We start from the raw sequence: 15342 nt of genomic DNA, 5'->3' as shown, positions 1-15342 counted from the left end.
TTAAATGGCAGCTTTTTCAGTAAATGATATTGCAATAAAAGGTATTTCTTCCTGTGTTCCTAAAAATAAGGAACGTAATGTCGATTTGGAAATATTAACGCAGGAGGAAATTCAAAAATTCATTGATGCAACCGGAGTTGAAGAACGTCGTATTGCGACAAAAGAAATTTGTACCTCTGACTTATGCTGTGAGGCTGCTGAAAAATTAATTACAGATCTAAATTGGCAGAAAGACGAAATCGAAATCCTGGTTTTTGTTTCTCAGACTGCCGACTATATTTTACCGGTTTCTGCAGCAATACTTCAGAATCGATTAGGTTTTTCTACAGACTGTATTGCCTTTGATGTTCCTTTGGGGTGTTCTGGTTATGTGTACGGGATTTCTATTATTGCGGGTATGATGAAAGCGGCAGGTTTAAAAAAAGGGATGCTTTTAGCCGGAGATACCAGCAGTAAATTGCTTTCAAAAACAGATAAGAGTACCGTTCCGCTTTTTGGTGACGGAGGAAGTGCGACAGCGTTTGAATTTGATGAGAGTGCAGAAAATCTATTGTTTGATTTAGGTACAGATGGTTCTGGATATAAAGCTATTATTATACCAGACGGAGGATCAAGAAACAGAATAAATGAAGATTCTCTTAAAGTAACAAAAAGCGAAGAGGGAATTAGCCGTAATTCCTGCAATTTGGTTCTCGACGGAATGGATGTTTTTGGCTTCGGAATTTCACAAGCTCCAAAAACGGTAAATAAACTTATTGAGAAATTTGAAATTGATAAGGATGCCATAGATCATTTTGTATTTCATCAGGCTAATTTAATGATGAATAAAATGATTGTTAAAAAATTAAAGTTACCAGTTGAAAAAGTTCCGTATTCTCTAAAAGAATTTGGAAATACTTCTTCTGCTACAATTCCTTTAACTATCGTTGCTGAATTGAAAGAAAATTTGACAAACACTTCTAAAGATTTGATAATTTGTGGATTTGGAGTTGGTTTATCATGGGGAACAGCTAAAATCAGGCTCAATAATGTTGTGATTTCAGATTTGATCGAAATATGATAAAGAATTTAGATTATATAGAGGAAGAGGTTTATTCAAAAGAGAAGTCTTTGTTTTCTAATGAATCCTGGATTTTAGCAGGACATAAAAAGGAATTAGAAAATAATAATGACTTTTTGACTTTTGAATATTATGGAAATAAAATTTTCATTCAGAATTTTAATGGTTCAATAAAATCTTTTCAGAATGTTTGTCTTCACAGATTTAATACCATACACGAGGAACCTTGTGGGAACAGAGTATCGTCATGCTTGTATCATAACTGGACTTACGGAAAAAAAGGGAATGTTATTGGTTTAATGTGCCGAAATTCATTTGAAAAAGATCATATAAATGAATTAAGGCTTAAAGAGTATGAAATTGCCTTTTGTGGGGATTTTGTTTTTCTGAAATTAAACAAGGAATTCGATAAAAATTTAGAACAGTATTTAGGAAATATATATGCTCCACTTGAAGAGATAAGTTTACATTTTGGGACAAAGACAATAGATTATACTATAGAACATAAAGCAAATTGGAAACTTTTGGTTGAAAATGTTTTAGAGTGTTATCATTGTACCTCTATACACGAAAATTCATTTGCAAAAATGGGATTTGGCTCTGTACCTCCTGAGAAATTTGATTTTTTTGAAGGACATAGCTGGTGTGAATTCCCAAAAAGAGAGGATGTAAAGCCTAATAAAATTATCGAAAAATCTTTGTCAAACAGAACTTTAAAAACACAAGGATATCTGCATTTTTATATTTATCCTAATGCATTTATAAGTTCTGTAGAGGGAAAAGGATTTTACTTTGGATTTATGCTTCCCGAATCTCCTTCTAAAACAAATTTAAGAGTACGCTATTTTTCTTCAAAATTTGAAAAAGAGTTAAGCGAATCAGAACAAAATATTATTGATTTTATTAATAATAGTTCTAATGATTCTCTCGATTTAGTCTTAAATGAAGATAAAAAAATTGTAGAAAATATTCAGTCCAATCTCGTTAATTTTAAGAACCACTCTCCGATTTTTGGTGATGAAGAGTTTCGAATTTTAAAGTTTTACGAATATTTTAATAAACAAAAAGAATTAAAAAATATATAATGAATCCATTTGATTTATCAGGAAAAAAAATACTTGTAACTGGAGCTTCTTCAGGAATTGGTTATGAAACCTGTCTGGCAATTGCAAGGCAAGGCGGTACTTTTATAGCGGTAGCCAGACGTAAAGATTTTCTGGAAAAACTAGTAGAAGAATGCAGAACGGGACATAGTTTTATAACCGCAGATTTATCTAAAATGGAGGATATTAAAATTATTGTTGATACAATTGAAAATATTGACGGAATTGTTCATTCTGCAGGAATTGTTTCTTTGGCTCCTGTTAAATTTTATTCAGAAGAATTAATGAATGAAATGAGAAGTATAAATTTTGATTCGATTGCCTATTTGATAAACTTAATTTTCAAAAAGAAAAAAATTAATAAAGGCAGTTCAATTGTTTTAGTTTCTTCAATTGCGGGTTTGTTTGGAATGAAAGGAAATGGAATCTATGCCGCAAGTAAAGGTGCATTGATTGCTATTTCAAAAGTTTGGGCAAGTGAGTTTGCAGTAAGTAAAACCCGTGTAAATTGCGTTTCACCAGGAATGGTAAAAACGGAGATTACTTCAAAATCAATAGAGGATCTATCTCTGGAAGTTATCCAGCAGGATGAAAAAAAGTATCCTTTAGGATATGGTGATCCGGTTCAGGTTGCCAATCCAATTGTGTTTTTGTTATCGGAAGCAAGCAGTTGGATCACGGGACAAAACATAGTTTTAGATGGAGGAAGAACTTCAACAATATAATTTAAAGATGAAAGCGAGTATAAAAGCCATTTCATATTATCTCCCTGAAACTGTTTTATCTAATGATTTGATCAATCAGGAATTTCCGGAATGGGACATTGAAAAAATAAGTTCAAAAACAGGAATCAGTTCACGCCACATAAGTGCAAGTGATGAATTTTCATCTGATATGGCTGTTTCGGCTGCCGAAAAATTATTTGCAGAACATAATATAGATCGGTCAACAATTGATTACTTGTTGTTTTGTACCCAAAGTCCAGATTATTTTTTACCAACAACAGCTTGTATTATTCAGGAAAAACTAGGATTAAAAACCTCAATTGGAGCTTTAGATTTTAATTTAGGATGTTCTGGTTTTGTTTATGGATTGAGTTTGGCAAAGGGGCTTATTGCGGGTGGAATGGCTGAAAACATTTTGTTAATTACTTCAGAAACCTATTCAAAATTTATTCATCCGAAAGATAAAAGCAATAAAACCATTTTTGGAGATGCGGCAGCAGCCACTCTGATAACAAGTGAGAAAGGTTTTTGCTCTATTGAGAATTTTGTTTTTGGTACCGATGGAAAAGGAGCAGAAAATTTGATTGTAAAACAAGGCGGAATGCGTTTTCCGGTTTCTAATGAAAATGAGGATATTAAAGATGAATATGGAAACATTCGAAATGACAAAAATCTGTTCATGAACGGAACTGAAATCTTCAATTTTACTGGAGAATTTGTTCCAAAACTTACAGAATCAATTCTGGAAAAATCTAGCTTATCAAAAGACGATATTGATTTGTATATTTTTCATCAGGCGAATAAATACATGCTCAACCATTTAAGAAAGAAAATAAAAATCCCTGAAGAAAAATTCTTTATAGCAATGGAACATTGTGGTAATACAGTTTCTTCAACAATTCCAATTGCGCTTTATGAAGCTCAAAAACAAGAAAAACTGCATAATATTAAAAATTTAATTCTGGCAGGTTTTGGAGTGGGTTACTCTTGGGCAGCATGTAATTTAAAAATAGAGCAATGAAAAATTTGATAATCATAGGAGCAAGAGGCTTTGGACGTGAAGTTTATGATCTTGCTATACAATGTTCAGGATATAATATCGAATATGTTGTTAAGGGGTTTTTAGATAATAAAATTGATGCCCTTAATGGTTTTGAAAATTATCCTCAAATTATCTCATCTGTTGAAGATTATGAAATTCAGGAAAATGATATTTTTGTCTGTGCATTGGGAACTGTAAAATGGAAAAAACATTATGCCGAATTAATTTTGGAAAAGGGTGGAAGATTTATAAACTTAATTCATCCCTCTACAAAATTAAATACAAATGTTTGTGTTGGAATAGGTTTAATTGTTTTTATGTATGCCAATATTAGCAATGATTGTATTATTGAGGATTTTGTTACGATTCAGGGTTATGTTGGTTTAGGGCATGATACTAAAATTAAAAAATGGGCTCATTTGAGTTCTTATTCCTTTACAGGTGGATTTGTCATTCTTGAAGAAGAGTCAACGCTCAATACCCGTGCGACAGTACTGCCGCATATAATCGTTCGTAAAGGTGCGACAGTTGGTGCATCAAGTTTAGTTATTAAAAACGTAAAAGAGAATACTACCGTTTTTGGAGTTCCGGCAAAGAAATTGGATTTTTAGAATCCTTTAGCAGCACTACATTTATCAAAATTTTTAGAAATATTTCATGAGAGACGAAAACACTATTATTTTAAATTGGAAAGAACGTGGGCAAAAACCATTTGTAAGCATTTTATGTGATGCTTATAATCATGAAAAGTTTATCAGAGAAACTTTGGAAAGTTTTTTAAAACAACGTACCCAATTTCCTTTTGAAATAATAATACATGATGATGCCTCTACAGATAATACTCAGGCTATTATAAAAGAATTTGCAGAAGAATATCCGCAGATTATTAAGTGTATTTTACAAAAAGAAAATCAGTATTCTAAAAAAGTTAATTTTTGGAGCGATATTACTTTTCCTATGGCACAAGGGAAATATATTGCATTATGCGAAGGTGATGATTACTGGATCGATGAATTAAAACTGCAAAAACAAGTTGATTTTTTAGAAAATAATCAGGATTATGTTATTGCGTGGACTGATTTTTACAATAAAAAAGAAGATGAACTAGTGTCTAATGATTTCAAGAACACGTTGCCAGAAGTTTATACTATCGATTTTGATACCCTTTTTAATCCTTATTGCACTTATACCCTGACATGTGTTTTTAGAAAAGATGTGGTCGATCCTTTAGATTATAAAAAATTTAAATACGGAAAAGATAATACTCTTTATTCACTGGCTCTATGTAATGGAAAAGGTGCTTTTATGAATTTTCAAGCTGCGGCTTACAGATGGCACCCAGGTGGGGTTTATTCTTTGCAGAAACCTTTTTTTCAACGCTATTCATCTTATCTCAATATAAAGGAAATAGTAGAAAATATTCCGGAATCCAGAACAAAAAACATTCAAAAAGTTATGTTCTCCCTTTTAAAAGCTTCCGTTTTTGAAGCTTTAAAATTGGATAAAAATGAGGAATTTAAAAAAGATGAACAATTTAAAAGGATTGTAAGTGACTTTTTAGATAAAGCAAGCTTATCATTAAAACTTAAATACTGGTGGCGCTATATTAAATCACAAATATAATTATCCCATTAAAGACTTAAAATAAATAATAGTCTTGTCAAGTAAATTTATCTTTTGGAATAATTGATTTTCATTATTCTTTAAATGTTTGAAAAATGAAATATTATAGGAGCCAGCGTTGCGAACTATGCGTATTAAATTTTTTATAATATGTTTTTGAAGTAGTTCCTGATTAAAGTATCCTAATTTTTCATTCTGCGAGAACAAAAAATGAGAAGCAGTAATTGTTTCAATAATTTCTTCAGGAGATAGACCTTTTTTAAATGAAACAGCATTTAAGTAAAATTCAATTTTAGAATCTTCAGCATCTATTTCCAGATTGCGCAATTGATTAATTTTAATCTTTTTTACAGATCTTTCTGTATTTTCAATTTTTGTCTTACTTATATTGTTATCGTGAAGTCTATAATTTAAAAGAGATTCAGGAATATTACAGAAATTCGTTTTACTTAATAATCTGCTCCATAAATCATAATCCTCAGCCGGAACATATTCATTATCGAATTTTAAATGACCTAAAACTTCTTTTTTAAACATTACAGTTGGATTTCCAATGTTACAACTGTGTAAAAAAGATACTTTTATTGCATCGTGATTTGTATTGTGTTTTATGGTTTTGTTTTTTGTTGATCCAAAAAAAGTAAACCATGTACCGCAAACTCCAATTTCCGGATTTTTCTCTAATATTTCCAGCTGTTTTTCAAAACGAGTTGGCAAAGAAATGTCATCAGCGTCCATCAAGGCAATAAACTTACCTTTTGCAGCGTTAATTCCTTCATTCCTAAGGTTTGCTGGCCCCACGTTTTCTAATTTGTCAATAATAATAATTCTATTATCTAGTGACTGTAATTCTTTAATGATATCTAAACTATTATCAGTCGATTTATCATTTAAGATTATAAGTTCAAAATTTGAAAGGGACTGGTTTAAGATACTTTTAATACTTTCTTTTAAAAAAGGGCCTGCATTAAAAACAGGAATTATAACAGAAATTTGAGGAATTTCAAGCATTAGCATGGTTTTTGTTTAAGCAAAGCAAAGATAAGGTTAAAGTTAAAATTATCTTAAAGAATCAGTAGTAAATTTCATCGATAATTTCGGAATGTTATTATCTTTGCTCTAACAAAACTAAATAAATGAAGAAAATCCACGTTGGCTTTTTATTTTCTTATGATTACGAAAAACTAAAAATTTCGATTCCACTAGTGTATAATGATTCTGATGCAATCTTTATTGCAGTGGATGAAAAATTCCGCACCTGGTCAGGTGAAATTTTTGATGCTGATGAGCAGTTTTTTGAATGGATAAAACAGTTTGATTCTCAAAATAAAATTACCATTTATCGAGACAATTTTTATGTACCGGAACTTTCTGCTATTGAGAATGATAATAGAGAGCGTCATATGTTGTCTTTGAAAATGGGAATTGGAAATTGGCTTATACAGGTCGATAGTGATGAGTATTTTATAGATTTTAAAAAGTTTGTACATGATTTAAGAAAGTACGATCGTTTTTTAGATAATCCCGAAAAAAACAGGGTACAAATTTCTGCTTATTTAATTAATATGTTTAAATATACAGATGGAGGCTTATTATATGTAGATAAAGCTACCAGAGGTCTTATGGCGACCAATTACCCAGATTATAAAGTTGCTCGAAATACTCGTCGCAGAATTATTTATACACCTAATGTGTTATGGCATGAGACTTTATCCAGAACAGCTGAGGAAATAGAATATAAGTTTAAGAATTGGGGCCACAATAATGAGGTGAATGTAGATTCTTTTATGCGAAAATGGAAGCAGGTTAATAAAAGTAACTATAAGGAAATGCGTGGTTTCTTTTATATTGAACCGGAAAAATGGAATCGTTTAGACTTCGTAGAGGGTAATAGTATTGATGAAATTATCAAAAATTTTGATGCACAAAAATTAATGCCCTCAGCTTTTTATATTTGGAAGAAAAACTTTGGGCAATGGTTTAAGCACTTAACAAGGAAATAGCTTTATTTTAGAATTTCCTTGTAAATATCTAAGTATTCTGAAGCTGCAATTTTCCAATCGAAACTTGCAGCTCTTTTTTTTAGCTGTCTTTCTATTTCGTTTTTATTATTCTCAAAATGATTTAATCCATTAAAAAGAACTTCTTTCATGTATTCCGGATCAAAATTTGTCCAGTAATTTGCTATATCACCACCGATTTCGGGCAATGAGGTTTTGTCTGATAAAAATACCGGCGTACCAAAGCTCATAGCTTCAATAGGAGGTAAACCAAAACCTTCTCTAATTGATGGAAAAAGAAAAGCAGTACAATTTTTCATATAGTATTGTTTGCCTTCGTCACTTACTTTGCCAGTTAAAAAAACCTGATTTTGCAAGCCATTATCATCAATTAATTTTCGAATTACTTCTCCGTATTTTTTGGTGTTATTTCCTGAAATAATTAAATTAAAATCTTTGATTTCTTTCATCATATTAATGATTGAAACATAATTTTTCCTCTCTATAAAATCGCCAATAGTGTAAAAGAAAGGTTTATTTACAGGAACATTGCCTACAAAATTTGAAGTATCCAGTAAAGTTGAAATTGGATTTCCGTTGTAAATTATATGTTCAGGAATATTTGGAACTTGAAAATATTGATGTGTCTGTTTTTTTGCAAATTCAGAAATGTAAGTTATCGCTGTAGCTTTTTGTAGTTTATCAATGAACAAGCGATTGCGTTTATGATTCATATCAGAAGATATTTCCTCAACAAAATTTACATCATGAATTGTTAGAAGATATTTAGTATTAGTTCTGGGTTCTAACTTAGAATTCTGATTTACAGAATGCCACAGATCGAATTTTCCCATCGGTCTAAAAGGCTTATACCTGTGAAATGACATGTATTTATGATATGCAAATTTATCTCCAAATTCACTTTTAAGTAAATCAGGTTTGCCAGAATTAAGATGAAGCTCCAGACTATCAAAATTTAATTGATTTAATCCCTTAATAAGCTCATAATTAAACGTACCCAGACCGGTAGCCCTGTTGTTTATATTGTGAGTTTCTAGAAAGACGTTTTTCTTATCTGACATGTTTTTTTTAACGAAAATACAATAATAATTTGAAGTCTAAAATTCTATCCGTATTTTTGTTTTCATAAAATAAACTGATGAATTTTAAAGTAAATCCCATTTTTGAGAATAGTAAAGAATCGATTCTTTATCAAATTAAAACATTTAATAGCTCAGGAACTCTTTTTGGCAATGGCGATCGAAATAAAATCAAGCTTTTTGACTTAAATGGAAAGACGATTAACATAAAATCGTTTAAAGTTCCAAATATCGTGAATAAAGTTGCCTATAAATATTTTAGGAAATCAAAAGCAAAACGTTCGTTTGAATATGCGACTATTTTGCTTGAAAAGGGTATTGGAACTCCGCAACCAATCGCATTTCTTGAAAATTTTACTTCGATAGGATTAAAGGATAGTTATTATGCCAGCGAACATTTGGTAACTGAATTGACTTATAGAGAATTAGTAGAAGTTCCTGATTATCCGGATCATGATACTATTTTAAGACAGTTTGTTAAATTTACTTTTGATTTACATGAAAAAGGAGTGGAGTTTTTAGATCATTCGCCTGGAAATACCTTGATTAAAAAAGTTGATGAAAATAAATACGATTTCTTTTTGGTTGATTTAAACAGAATGAATTTTTATGATTCTATGAGTTTTGAACAACGTATGAATAATTTCAGCCGTTTAACGCCGCAAAAAGGAATGATTGCGACAATGAGTAACGAGTATGCAAAATTTTACACAGATAAACCGGAAAGTGAAATTTTCGAAAAAATGTGGAAAGCTACAAGCGATTTTCAGGAAGAATTTGCCAGAAAGAAAAGACTGAAAAAGAAGCTTAAATTCTGGAAATCTTAGCTCTTTATTCGGATCTTTTTAAGCTCCTGAAAACGAACAGCGACGCTTAATGCATTTAAGTAGCAAATTATAATTCCTTTTTTGCCATCCAGAATTCCAAATCTCAGTAAATATTGATTTAAGAATTGATAGGCAGGACGAATATAGAAATGGAAAGCGTTAGGTTTTGTGTTTTTTAAAAACTCTTCCTGTGCTTTTAATTGCCCATAAAAAATCATTTTTTGTTTGTAATCTTCAAAATTAGAATACGAATAATGAATTAGTTTATTTTTTAATTTACCAATTTTTCCGTTTACAATTAATTTTTCATGCACGATTTTTTCATGATTATAAATGGCATTTTCTTTTCTAAAAAGACGAATAATTTTGTCTGTCTGCCAGCCACTAAAACGTAATTTGCTATTCTGGAACATAAAGTTTCTGTGAACAAAATAAGCTGCCGCACTATTTTTCTGATTGATAACAAATTTGATTTCCTTTTGAAGTTCGGAAGGTAATCTTTCATCGGCATCAACAAACAAAATCCACGAATTAGAAGCTAAACTTAGAGCATAATTGCGTTGGGAAGCAAAGTTGTCAAAAACACGTTGAACCACTTTTACATTGTTGAATGTTGAAACGACTTCAAAAGTCTTATCAGTGCTAAAAGAATCAACCACGATAATTTCATCAGCGAAAGCCAAATGATCAAGAACAGTTTTTATATTTTGTTCTTCATTATAGGTGATAACCAAAGCTGTCAAAAGTTGTTTTTCCGGCAAAATCATTTTACTGAAGTGCTTAAGTTCTGATTCAGAAACAACTCGATTTTGTCTTTGAAAAATTCCGGCTTAAATTCCTGATATAGAGATAATGCCTCTTTTTTGAGCATTTTTTCCTTTTTTTGCTCAAATAATTCAGGACGATAATCTTTTAAATGTACCGAAAGATGATGAACTCCGTCCTCAAAAGTAGCCCAGATTTTCTTTTCTATCCAAGGAGAAAAAATGATGAAAGAAGGTTTGTCTAAAGCTTTCGCCATATTGATTGCGCCGCCGTCATTTCCAATAATCAGATCGCATTTATTTACCAGTCCTATAAAAGAACGCAAATCTCCTCCCAATAAATCAAAATAAACTTTTTCCTGAGTCGAAGGTTTACAACTGTTAAAAACAGTTTTAGCTTCTTCAATTTGTTTGGGGAAATAATTAAATAGAATATTTACATCAGCATTATCGGCAACATAATCAACCACTTTAGACATAAATTCTAAAGGGTAAGTTTTTAATGTCTCACTTCCTAAAAGACTGATCATAACGGTCTTTCGATCTTTTTGGACATTATGTTTTTCAAAAAGAGCAATAGCCTCCTGGTTTTCTTTTTCAGAAACAAATAATTTCGGAATTGGATCTATTGTTATTTTAAGATTTAAAGGTTCTAACAATGAAAGTCTTCTTTCGATTGCTAAACCTAAGTTGGTTTTTGGAAGAGCTTCAAATAGAATATTATCATTATATAAAAAGGTTCTTCCGGGTTTTTTATAAGAGATTTTTCTTTTGGCATTGCTCAATAAAACCAAAATCCAGCTTTCTAATTTTGAATAGGCATCAATTAATAAATCATATTTTTCATTCCGAATTTGAAAGCCCAGATTTAATAATTCTTTTTTGCTTTTTCGGTGTTTTTCTTCAAAAAGTATAATATTGTCAATACTTGAATTGCCTTCTAAAACAGGGGTTGTCGAGGCATAAACCAAATAATCGATTTGAGCATCAGGATAAGCAGTACGCAAATTATTGCATATAATACTGCTGATCAAAACATCGCCAATCATTTTTTGCTGAATTACAAGTATCTTCATATAGAAAACGGAATCTTATTTGTTGGTTACAAATTGAAGCAAAAAAAATCCAAATTCCAATCATTAAATTGGAATTTGGATTTTTTAATTTAGATTTTTTAAAATCTATACAGCAACATCGTATTCACGAAGTGCATTGTTTAATGACGTTTTTAAATCTGTAGATGGTTTACGAGTACCAATAATCAAAGCACATGGAACCTGGAATTCACCTGCAGCGAATTTTTTAGTATAACTTCCAGGAATTACAACTGAACGAGCAGGAACAAAACCTTTCATTTCAACAGGCTCATCACCAGTAACATCGATTATTTTTGTTGATGCAGTCAAACAAACGTTAGCACCAAGAACGGCCTCTTTACCAACATGAACACCTTCTACAACAATACAACGAGAACCGATAAAAGCGCCATCTTCAATGATAACCGGAGCAGCTTGCAATGGCTCTAAAACACCACCAATTCCAACTCCACCACTTAAGTGAACGTTTTTACCAATTTGAGCACAACTACCAACAGTTGCCCAGGTATCAACCATAGTTCCTTCATCTACATACGCTCCAATATTTACATAACTTGGCATCAAGATAACACCGCTTGAAATATAAGCTCCGTAACGTGCAACAGCGTTTGGTACTACACGAATTCCTTTTTCAGCATAACCTCTCTTTAGCAACATTTTGTCGTGATATTCGAAGATACCTGACTCCCATGTTTCCATTTTTTGAATTGGGAAATACATTACAACGGCTTTCTTAACCCATTCGTTTACTTGCCATTTGTCGCCAACAGGTTCAGCACAGCGTAATTTTCCTGCATCAACCAATTCGATAACTTCTCTAATAGCATCAGTTGTAGTAGTTTCTTGTAATAAAGCTCTGTTTTCCCAAGCTTGTTCAATTATAGTCTGTAAAGAATTCATAGTTTTAATTTTTGGCAAAGATAACGTATTTAAGGAAAAGCAGAAAAGTAAAACCTTTTGAAAATGTTATATATGTAACTTTTTGTTTTTAATTTGATAAATAAAAATAACATTCTTATTAATTAAGAAACAGTCAAATTACCATTAAAAGTTTTTTGCTATCAGAATATGACAAAAGTCAGATTTTGAGTTTTTTCTTCGCTTTACTTTCGCGGTATAATTCCAAAAGCAAAGCGGAATTATAAATACCATTCCAAAACTAAACTATATAAGCAGTAAAACATGAATCAGGAAAATCAGCTTCAGAATCGAATAACAGTAATTGATAAAGAAGTTACTTGGGACAAAACACAAGTAATTATGAGTAAAACAAATGCTTTTGGTATAATTGAATATGCTAATGAAGTTTTTGTAGATGTTTCAGGTTATGAAGATTATGAATTAATGGGACAACCACATAATATTATTCGCCACCCGGAGATGCCAAAAGTCATCTTTAAAGTGCTGTGGGAAAATCTGAAACAAGGTAAAAACTTTCATGCAATAGTGAAAAATTTAGCGAAATCAGGCAGATACTATTGGGTCATAACTGATTTTGAAATTGCAAAAGATGAAAATGGTGTGATTGTTAATTATTTTGGAAGAAGACAAGCTGTTCCTCATGAAGTGATTTCATTGCATATCGAACCATTGTATAAGAAACTTTTGCAGATTGAAGCGGCAAGTGGGGTTGAGTTTAGTGAAAAATATTTAATAGGATTCCTTGAGGAAAAAAAGAGATCGTATGTAGAGTATATTAAGGAGTTAATTTTTGACCATGAAAAAGCGCAGTCGAAGTTTGCTAATTATGAGCCAGAGGAAGAAGAGGAAGAAATAGGTTTTTTTAGACGTCTATTTAATAGATAATAGTTGATTTTTTTTAGGTTTTAAATATTTGGAGTAAAAATCCGTTTTGAATTTTCAAAGCGGATTTTTTATTGCTGAAAATTGGAAAATTAAAATAGTTATCTTTGTCAAAAATTACATAATGCCAAGAATTCTATCCATAGACTACGGACAAAAGCGTACCGGAATTGCAGTTACTGATGAAATGCAAATTATTGCTTCAGGTTTAACTACGATCCCGACAAACACTGTAATTGATTTTCTGAAAGATTATTTTGCAAAAGAAAAAGTAGAAGCTGTCTTAATTGGCGAGCCCAAGCAAATGAGCGGACAGCCATCAGAAAGCGCTTCAATTGTTAAAGGTTTTGTAACTCATTTTTCCAATATTTTTCCAGATATGAAAGTCGTTCGCGTAGATGAACGGTTTACTTCAAAAATGGCATTTCAAACTATGATCGATAGTGGATTGAGTAAAAAACAGCGCCAAAATAAAGGTTTGATTGATGAAATTTCAGCCACAATTATGCTTCAGGATTATCTTTCTGCAAAACGCTTTTAAATTTTTTTAACCTACAACGGTATAGCCTTTTAATTTTTAGAAAAACATAACTTTTATCATAGAAAATTAGTTTTTTTTTGCAATTATAAAAAGTACCTTTGCACTTTAAATAAAATACTGTTATGCCTGACGAAACAATACGTTCAAATAGTGAAGTAGTACTCATTGGAGCTGGAATTATGAGTGCCACTCTTGGAGTAATTTTGAAAGAATTACAACCGGATATTAAAATTGAAATTTACGAAAGACTGGATGTCGCTGCAGCTGAAAGTTCAGATGCCTGGAATAACGCCGGCACAGGACACTCTGCTTTTTGTGAATTAAATTACACTCCCGAGAAGGCAGACGGAAGTATTGATCCTAAAAAAGCGATAAGTATTGCAGAATCATTCGAGGTTTCTCGTCAGTTTTGGTCGTACTTAGTGCAACAAAACAAAGTACCGTCTCCAGATAATTTTATTAAAAGTGTTCCTCATATGAGTTTTGTGTGGGGTGATAAAAACGTAAAATATCTTAAAAAACGTTTTGAAGCTTTGCAAAGCAATCCAATTTTTTCTCAAATGGAATTCAGTACCGATTTTGAGCAATTAAAAAAATGGATGCCGCTTGTAATGGAAGGCAGAGAAGCCAACGAAAAATTAGCAGCAACTCATATGGAAATTGGGACCGACGTAAATTTCGGAGCTTTAACCAGAAGTATGTTCAATTATTTAGAAAAATTAGATGGTGTCTCGATATACTTTAATCATGAAGTTAAAAAGTTAAGACAGCGCGAAGACAAATCATGGCGTATCAAAATCACAGATTTAGATACCGGTAAAGTAAGAAAAGCGTATACTAAATTTGTATTTATTGGTGCTGGTGGTGGTTCATTGCCTTTGTTGGAAAAAGCAAATGTACCTGAGGGAAATGGTTACGGTGGTTTCCCGGTTAGCGGACAATGGTTAAAATGTACAAATCCGGAAGTTATTGCTAAACATCAGGCAAAAGTTTACGGTAAAGCAAGTGTTGGTGCACCTCCAATGTCTGTTCCACATATTGATACCCGTGTAATTGATGGCGAAAAAGCATTGCTTTTTGGGCCATTTGCAGGGTTTTCAACTCGTTTCCTGAAGAATGGTTCTTATTTAGATTTACCATTATCGATAAAAGCTAATAATTTAATTCCGATGTTATCAGCGGGATTTCATAATATTCCATTGACAAAATATTTAATAGAGCAAGTTCGTCAAAAACCAAAAGACAGAATGGCTGCTTTACGCGAATATTTACCATCCGCACGTTCTAAAGATTGGAAATTAGAAAAAGCAGGACAACGTGTTCAGGTAATTAAAAAAGATGAAAAAGAAGGTGGAGTCTTAGAATTTGGAACAGAAGTAATTAATACACATGATGGAACTTTAGCTGTTTTATTGGGAGCTTCTCCTGGAGCATCAACTGCTGTTTCAATTATGGTTGATTTAATCAGCAGATGTTTTACAAGTCAGATTAAAACACAGGAATGGGAAGCAAAAATGAAAAATATGATTCCTTCTTACGGCCAGACTTTAAACGATAAACCAGAGCTTTTAGCAGAACTTAGAAAGCATACTTCTGAAGTTTTGAAATTAAGAAATAATTAAGCTCACATTTACTATAAAAAGCAATAAATCCAGAT

General features: G+C 31.7%; 16 protein-coding genes. 11 read left to right on the top strand and 5 right to left on the bottom strand.

Annotated features, from left to right (window positions below):
• Window positions 1-4: 4 nt before the first annotated feature.
• The 6 genes from Q7C23_RS07640 to Q7C23_RS07615 are packed head-to-tail and all read left to right on the top strand — an operon-like array spanning window position 5 to window position 5553.
• Window positions 5-1060, top strand: a complete 1056-nt coding sequence (locus Q7C23_RS07640) for a 3-oxoacyl-ACP synthase III family protein (RefSeq protein ID WP_375031948.1) — start codon at window positions 5-7, stop codon at window positions 1058-1060.
• The gene (locus Q7C23_RS07635; protein ID WP_375031947.1) at window positions 1057-2145 is read left to right on the top strand and encodes an aromatic ring-hydroxylating dioxygenase subunit alpha; all 1089 of its coding nucleotides are present in this window, start codon (window positions 1057-1059) and stop codon (window positions 2143-2145) included. Before Q7C23_RS07640 ends, Q7C23_RS07635 begins: the two co-directional genes overlap by 4 nt.
• Window positions 2145-2888, top strand: coding sequence for an SDR family NAD(P)-dependent oxidoreductase (locus Q7C23_RS07630; protein WP_375031946.1), 744 nt, complete (start codon window positions 2145-2147; stop codon window positions 2886-2888). Before Q7C23_RS07635 ends, Q7C23_RS07630 begins: the two co-directional genes overlap by 1 nt.
• A complete protein-coding gene (locus Q7C23_RS07625; RefSeq protein WP_375031945.1) occupies window positions 2863-3909 on the top strand; it encodes a 3-oxoacyl-ACP synthase III family protein in 1047 nt (348 codons plus the stop codon). The genes Q7C23_RS07630 and Q7C23_RS07625 overlap by 26 nt, the downstream gene beginning before the upstream one ends.
• On the top strand, window positions 3906-4541 hold the full coding sequence (locus Q7C23_RS07620; protein ID WP_375031944.1) for an acetyltransferase: 636 nt from the start codon (window positions 3906-3908) through the stop codon (window positions 4539-4541). Before Q7C23_RS07625 ends, Q7C23_RS07620 begins: the two co-directional genes overlap by 4 nt.
• Window positions 4542-4587: 46 nt before the next feature.
• Window positions 4588-5553 carry a glycosyltransferase gene (locus Q7C23_RS07615; protein ID WP_375031943.1) on the top strand — a complete coding sequence of 322 codons (966 nt, stop codon included), beginning with the start codon at window positions 4588-4590 and terminating at the stop codon, window positions 5551-5553.
• Here the strand turns inward: Q7C23_RS07615 and Q7C23_RS07610 are convergent, their stop codons facing one another.
• Window positions 5554-6564, bottom strand: a complete 1011-nt coding sequence (locus Q7C23_RS07610) for a glycosyltransferase family 2 protein (RefSeq protein WP_375031942.1) — start codon at window positions 6562-6564, stop codon at window positions 5554-5556.
• Between the two features lie 125 nt (window positions 6565-6689).
• Between Q7C23_RS07610 and Q7C23_RS07605 the strand changes: the two genes are divergently transcribed.
• A complete protein-coding gene (locus Q7C23_RS07605) occupies window positions 6690-7556 on the top strand; it encodes a hypothetical protein (RefSeq protein WP_375031941.1) in 867 nt (288 codons plus the stop codon).
• Between the two features lie 2 nt (window positions 7557-7558).
• Here the strand turns inward: Q7C23_RS07605 and Q7C23_RS07600 are convergent, their stop codons facing one another.
• Window positions 7559-8635 carry a glycosyltransferase family 4 protein gene (locus Q7C23_RS07600; protein ID WP_375031940.1) on the bottom strand — a complete coding sequence of 359 codons (1077 nt, stop codon included), beginning with the start codon at window positions 8633-8635 and terminating at the stop codon, window positions 7559-7561.
• Window positions 8636-8712: 77 nt separating this feature from the next.
• Between Q7C23_RS07600 and Q7C23_RS07595 the strand changes: the two genes are divergently transcribed.
• Window positions 8713-9480 carry a Kdo domain containing protein gene (locus Q7C23_RS07595; RefSeq protein WP_375031939.1) on the top strand — a complete coding sequence of 256 codons (768 nt, stop codon included), beginning with the start codon at window positions 8713-8715 and terminating at the stop codon, window positions 9478-9480.
• Here Q7C23_RS07595 and Q7C23_RS07590 read toward each other — a convergent pair.
• The 3 genes from Q7C23_RS07590 to Q7C23_RS07580 all read right to left on the bottom strand — a co-directional run bounded on the left by Q7C23_RS07590 (window position 9477) and on the right by Q7C23_RS07580 (window position 12241).
• Complete coding sequence (locus Q7C23_RS07590; protein WP_375031938.1) at window positions 9477-10247, bottom strand: glycosyltransferase family 2 protein; 771 nt, start codon at window positions 10245-10247, stop codon at window positions 9477-9479. The genes Q7C23_RS07595 and Q7C23_RS07590 overlap by 4 nt on opposite strands.
• Complete coding sequence (locus Q7C23_RS07585) at window positions 10244-11320, bottom strand: glycosyltransferase family 9 protein (RefSeq protein ID WP_375031937.1); 1077 nt, start codon at window positions 11318-11320, stop codon at window positions 10244-10246. Before Q7C23_RS07585 ends, Q7C23_RS07590 begins: the two co-directional genes overlap by 4 nt.
• 105 nt (window positions 11321-11425) lie before the next feature.
• Complete coding sequence (locus Q7C23_RS07580; RefSeq protein WP_026982140.1) at window positions 11426-12241, bottom strand: 2,3,4,5-tetrahydropyridine-2,6-dicarboxylate N-succinyltransferase; 816 nt, start codon at window positions 12239-12241, stop codon at window positions 11426-11428.
• 282 nt (window positions 12242-12523) lie between these two features.
• Here Q7C23_RS07580 and Q7C23_RS07575 point away from each other — a divergent pair, with 282 nt between their 5' ends.
• The 3 genes from Q7C23_RS07575 to Q7C23_RS07565 all read left to right on the top strand — a co-directional run bounded on the left by Q7C23_RS07575 (window position 12524) and on the right by Q7C23_RS07565 (window position 15307).
• On the top strand, window positions 12524-13147 hold the full coding sequence (locus tag Q7C23_RS07575) for a PAS domain-containing protein (protein ID WP_375031936.1): 624 nt from the start codon (window positions 12524-12526) through the stop codon (window positions 13145-13147).
• 121 nt (window positions 13148-13268) lie between these two features.
• On the top strand, window positions 13269-13685 hold the full coding sequence (gene ruvX, locus Q7C23_RS07570) for a Holliday junction resolvase RuvX (RefSeq protein WP_375031935.1): 417 nt from the start codon (window positions 13269-13271) through the stop codon (window positions 13683-13685).
• 122 nt (window positions 13686-13807) lie between these two features.
• Window positions 13808-15307, top strand: coding sequence for a malate:quinone oxidoreductase (locus Q7C23_RS07565; protein WP_375031934.1), 1500 nt, complete (start codon window positions 13808-13810; stop codon window positions 15305-15307).
• Window positions 15308-15342 lie beyond the last annotated feature (35 nt).

It is taken from the genome of Flavobacterium sp. LAR06, assembly GCF_041946075.1.
Taxonomy (GTDB): Bacteria; Bacteroidota; Bacteroidia; order Flavobacteriales; family Flavobacteriaceae; genus Flavobacterium.
Note: the sequence above shows the minus strand (reverse complement) of the source record. Positions and strands in the feature narration are given on the sequence as shown.

Excerpts from the sequence above, each read along its gene's own strand:
- Q7C23_RS07640 (WP_375031948.1), top strand. The coding sequence starts at position 5 with ATGGCAGCTTTTTCAGTAAATGATATTGCAATAAAAGGTATTTCTTCC.
- Q7C23_RS07635 (WP_375031947.1), top strand. The coding sequence starts at position 1,057 with ATGATAAAGAATTTAGATTATATAGAGGAAGAGGTTTATTCAAAAGAG.
- Q7C23_RS07630 (WP_375031946.1), top strand. The coding sequence starts at position 2,145 with ATGAATCCATTTGATTTATCAGGAAAAAAAATACTTGTAACTGGAGCT.
- Q7C23_RS07625 (WP_375031945.1), top strand. The coding sequence starts at position 2,863 with ATGGAGGAAGAACTTCAACAATATAATTTAAAGATGAAAGCGAGTATA.
- Q7C23_RS07620 (WP_375031944.1), top strand. The coding sequence starts at position 3,906 with ATGAAAAATTTGATAATCATAGGAGCAAGAGGCTTTGGACGTGAAGTT.
- Q7C23_RS07615 (WP_375031943.1), top strand. The coding sequence starts at position 4,588 with ATGAGAGACGAAAACACTATTATTTTAAATTGGAAAGAACGTGGGCAA.
- Q7C23_RS07610 (WP_375031942.1), bottom strand. The coding sequence starts at position 6,564 with ATGCTTGAAATTCCTCAAATTTCTGTTATAATTCCTGTTTTTAATGCA.
- Q7C23_RS07605 (WP_375031941.1), top strand. The coding sequence starts at position 6,690 with ATGAAGAAAATCCACGTTGGCTTTTTATTTTCTTATGATTACGAAAAA.
- Q7C23_RS07600 (WP_375031940.1), bottom strand. The coding sequence starts at position 8,635 with ATGTCAGATAAGAAAAACGTCTTTCTAGAAACTCACAATATAAACAAC.
- Q7C23_RS07595 (WP_375031939.1), top strand. The coding sequence starts at position 8,713 with ATGAATTTTAAAGTAAATCCCATTTTTGAGAATAGTAAAGAATCGATT.
- Q7C23_RS07590 (WP_375031938.1), bottom strand. The coding sequence starts at position 10,247 with ATGATTTTGCCGGAAAAACAACTTTTGACAGCTTTGGTTATCACCTAT.
- Q7C23_RS07585 (WP_375031937.1), bottom strand. The coding sequence starts at position 11,320 with ATGAAGATACTTGTAATTCAGCAAAAAATGATTGGCGATGTTTTGATC.
- Q7C23_RS07580 (WP_026982140.1), bottom strand. The coding sequence starts at position 12,241 with ATGAATTCTTTACAGACTATAATTGAACAAGCTTGGGAAAACAGAGCT.
- Q7C23_RS07575 (WP_375031936.1), top strand. The coding sequence starts at position 12,524 with ATGAATCAGGAAAATCAGCTTCAGAATCGAATAACAGTAATTGATAAA.
- ruvX (WP_375031935.1), top strand. The coding sequence starts at position 13,269 with ATGCCAAGAATTCTATCCATAGACTACGGACAAAAGCGTACCGGAATT.
- Q7C23_RS07565 (WP_375031934.1), top strand. The coding sequence starts at position 13,808 with ATGCCTGACGAAACAATACGTTCAAATAGTGAAGTAGTACTCATTGGA.